Genomic DNA, 2803 nt, shown 5'->3' on the forward strand with positions numbered 1-2803 from the left:
CGTCGCCGCCGCGACCTGGCGGAGCAGCACCCGCGGGATCGTGCCGCGCATCGCCGCGTGCAGATGCGGTGCGAGGCGCCGTTGGGGTTCCAGGCAGGCGAAGTACTGGACGTCGTACCCCACGGCCCGGCGCAGGTTCTGCCAGAAGCGATCAACGAGTTTGGGGAAGTGGATCGCGTCGCGGGCCGCCCGCCGATAGTCGTAGCCGTCCGGGTCCACCGGCGCGCCGTCCGAGTTCACCCGACCGTACGAGTCGCAGGTGAGGGTGAGGAACATCGACGGCCGCCACACCGTCCCGTCCGATCCGGTGAACGTCTGCCCCACCGTCCGTCGATCGACGGGCAGCCGGGGCAGGTCCGGGGCGTCCTGACGCCGGCGGGTCGACCGGGTCCGCCGGGGTCGGTCGCGGTTGTCCGGTGCGGTCCTGCCGCGGACGCCGAGGTCTGCCAACGCCGCGTCCACCTGCGAGATCAGATCGTCGACTTCGGCGATCTGATCCACATCGTGGCTGTCCGTGGCGTCGGTGCGGACGGCTTCGAGATCCGCCCGGAGCTGGACCAGCGTCTTCGCGTCATCGGTCGGTGGGTCCGGGTCGGGTAGCGGTTCGTCATCGAGATGCCAACCCGCCTTGCACTGCGCCATCCGCAGTTTCCGCGCCCGCTCGGCACACGGCGGACACTTGCTCGCGAGGGTGGCCCCGCACGCCATCGGGATGATCTCGGTTTCCCCGGTGACCATGTCCACGCGGCGCATCGCCAGCGGTCGGATGCACACCCCGTTTTCCGCCGCGACCGCCTCCAGGACGTGGCGGGCCAGTGGCTGGCGCAGGCGAGCGGCCCGGCTGCCCGCCGCCGGCGGGGTGCTCACGTCGGTCACGCCGCCGATTCCTCCTGTCCGCGGTCGTGGTCCTGGCCGTCCTCGGTCTCGGGTCGGTCGGGGTGGTCGGGTGGCGGTTCCCGGCAGCCACACACCCGCCCCCGCCCCGCCGGGATCTGGCAGCCGTCATCCGCCCAGTGCGCCACCCACAGATGCCGGCAGCAGTCGCAGACCGGCAGCGGATACACCGGGGCGTAGTCCTCCGGACTCGCGGTCATGCCGCCCGCCCGTCCACATCCGGGGTCCAGCCGTCCGGACCGTCACCGACGATGTCGATCAGTTCGGCGACCGCCGGCACCGGATACCGACGCGCCATCCGCGCAATCTCGGCATCGTCGACCCAGGCCGCCCGCACCCGCACCGGGTCGGCTTGGCCGTCCAGGAGCACATAGCCGACCCCGGGCATGTCTTCGCCGATCTCGTCGGCCCGTGCCCCGCGGTCGCGGGCACCGTCCCCGAGCACGAGATCAACCTGGTCGGCTTCGGTCATCCGCAGCGCGACCCGGACCGGGAACAGGTCCCGAAACGGCAGCACCTCTTTGCGCGGGTCCTGCACCGCCCCGATCACCACCACGCCCGGTGCGCGGCCTTGGGAGAGCAGCAGCGGCAGCGACGCCGCCAGCCGCCGCTTCAACTCCCGATCCGTCACATACGAGGTCAGCGACGCGATCTCATCGACGATCACCACGATCAGCGGTTCGCCGGTCGTCGGAGTGTGCAGCCGGCTGACGCCGCGCAGCCGGGCGGCGCGTTTCCGCATGACCGATACCGCGTCGTCGAGGAGATCGGCGATGCTGTCGGTGTCGGTCGCGAACCGGGAGAACATCGCCTGCCCGAACGCAAGTTCCATCCCACCCTTGGGGTCGGCTACCCACAGTTCGACGAGGCCGGCGCGGACCGCCGGGGCCAGCCCGCGGATCATCGCCCACACCGCCGCGCTTTTCCCCGCACCGGTCGCCCCCGCGATCAGGACATGGGCGCCGCGGACCGGCAGCCGCCACAGGTCGCCGTCCTCCCGGCGGCCGATCGGAATCCCGGACAGGTCCACCGGACCGTCATCGTCGTCATCGCCGGTTCCGTCGGCGTCGGGTCCGTCCAGATCAGCCGGGGGGATGAGAACGGCGAGGGGATCACGGCGGGCGAAGTCCACCCAGATGAACCCCACCCGATCGGACCGGATCCGACACGACCGCGCCCGGAAGGCGTGGCGCAGCGCCTCGGCCTGCTCCGCCCACTGGTCGGGGGTCTGGCCGTAGAGCAGCTCGATCCGCAGCTGGTCGCCCCACCGGTCCGAGCGGATCGTCCGAATTCGGGGGAAGGTTTCGGCGAAGGTGACCCGGTCACCGTTGGACACCGGAATCCGAATCGCAAGATCCGTATGGACCATGACGGGCCGCCACCGCCACCGGTAGATGACCAGCAGCCGCAACCGGCCGCGGATCCACCGGGCCAGCCCGTCGAACGATCGGCGATGCGCCAGCCGCCACAGCCCGGCGACCAAGACGAGGACCAGGAGCCCGACGCCGAGCCCGACCAGGCCGAACCGCTGGCGGACCACCGCCACCGCGAGCAGCACCGCCACCGCCACCGGATGACGCACGAGAAACACGACCACATGGGCGCCTATCCGGCCGGCCAGCCCAAGCAGGACCGCCCACAGCGGCACGTCGATTTTCGGATGCCTGGTCGGCACCTCGGGAAACGGCCGTGAGCCGTTGATTCTGGCCATGACAGATCACACCCACCCAGCATTAGAAGAATCGAGAATCAGCGGTCCGGAACCGGCGAAGAACAGCGCCCGCAATCGGCCCCGGCACCCGCGAGAAGAAGAACCAGACTCAGACCGCTACCGCAGCCCCGCTATCGGTGTCATCGGCCTTGCGGTCCAGGAGGAGCCGTTCACAGTCGATCAGATAATCGTTGGCCG

Annotated in this window: 3 protein-coding genes; all 3 read right to left on the reverse strand. The window is 70.6% G+C overall.

The window, feature by feature from the left end; genetic code table 11:
* On the reverse strand, positions 1 to 876 hold an 876-nt coding region (locus U9983_RS27490; RefSeq protein WP_322756796.1), incomplete at its 3' end, for a replication initiator.
* Complete coding sequence (locus U9983_RS27495; protein ID WP_322756797.1) at positions 873 to 1094, reverse strand: hypothetical protein; 222 nt, start codon at positions 1092 to 1094, stop codon at positions 873 to 875. The genes U9983_RS27495 and U9983_RS27490, both read right to left, overlap by 4 nt.
* Complete coding sequence (locus tag U9983_RS27500) at positions 1091 to 2605, reverse strand: FtsK/SpoIIIE domain-containing protein (protein ID WP_322756798.1); 1515 nt, start codon at positions 2603 to 2605, stop codon at positions 1091 to 1093. The genes U9983_RS27495 and U9983_RS27500 overlap by 4 nt, the downstream gene beginning before the upstream one ends.
* Positions 2606 to 2803 lie beyond the last annotated feature (198 nt).

Origin of the sequence: Protofrankia sp. Cas3, assembly GCF_963555955.1 — a bacterium.
Taxonomy (GTDB): domain Bacteria; phylum Actinomycetota; class Actinomycetes; order Frankiales; family Frankiaceae; genus Protofrankia.

What these genes read in the sequence shown, in the direction of transcription:
- U9983_RS27500 (WP_322756798.1), bottom strand. Translation starts at nt 2,605, where the DNA reads ATGGCCAGAATCAACGGCTCACGGCCGTTTCCCGAGGTGCCGACCAGG.
- U9983_RS27495 (WP_322756797.1), bottom strand. Translation starts at nt 1,094, where the DNA reads ATGACCGCGAGTCCGGAGGACTACGCCCCGGTGTATCCGCTGCCGGTC.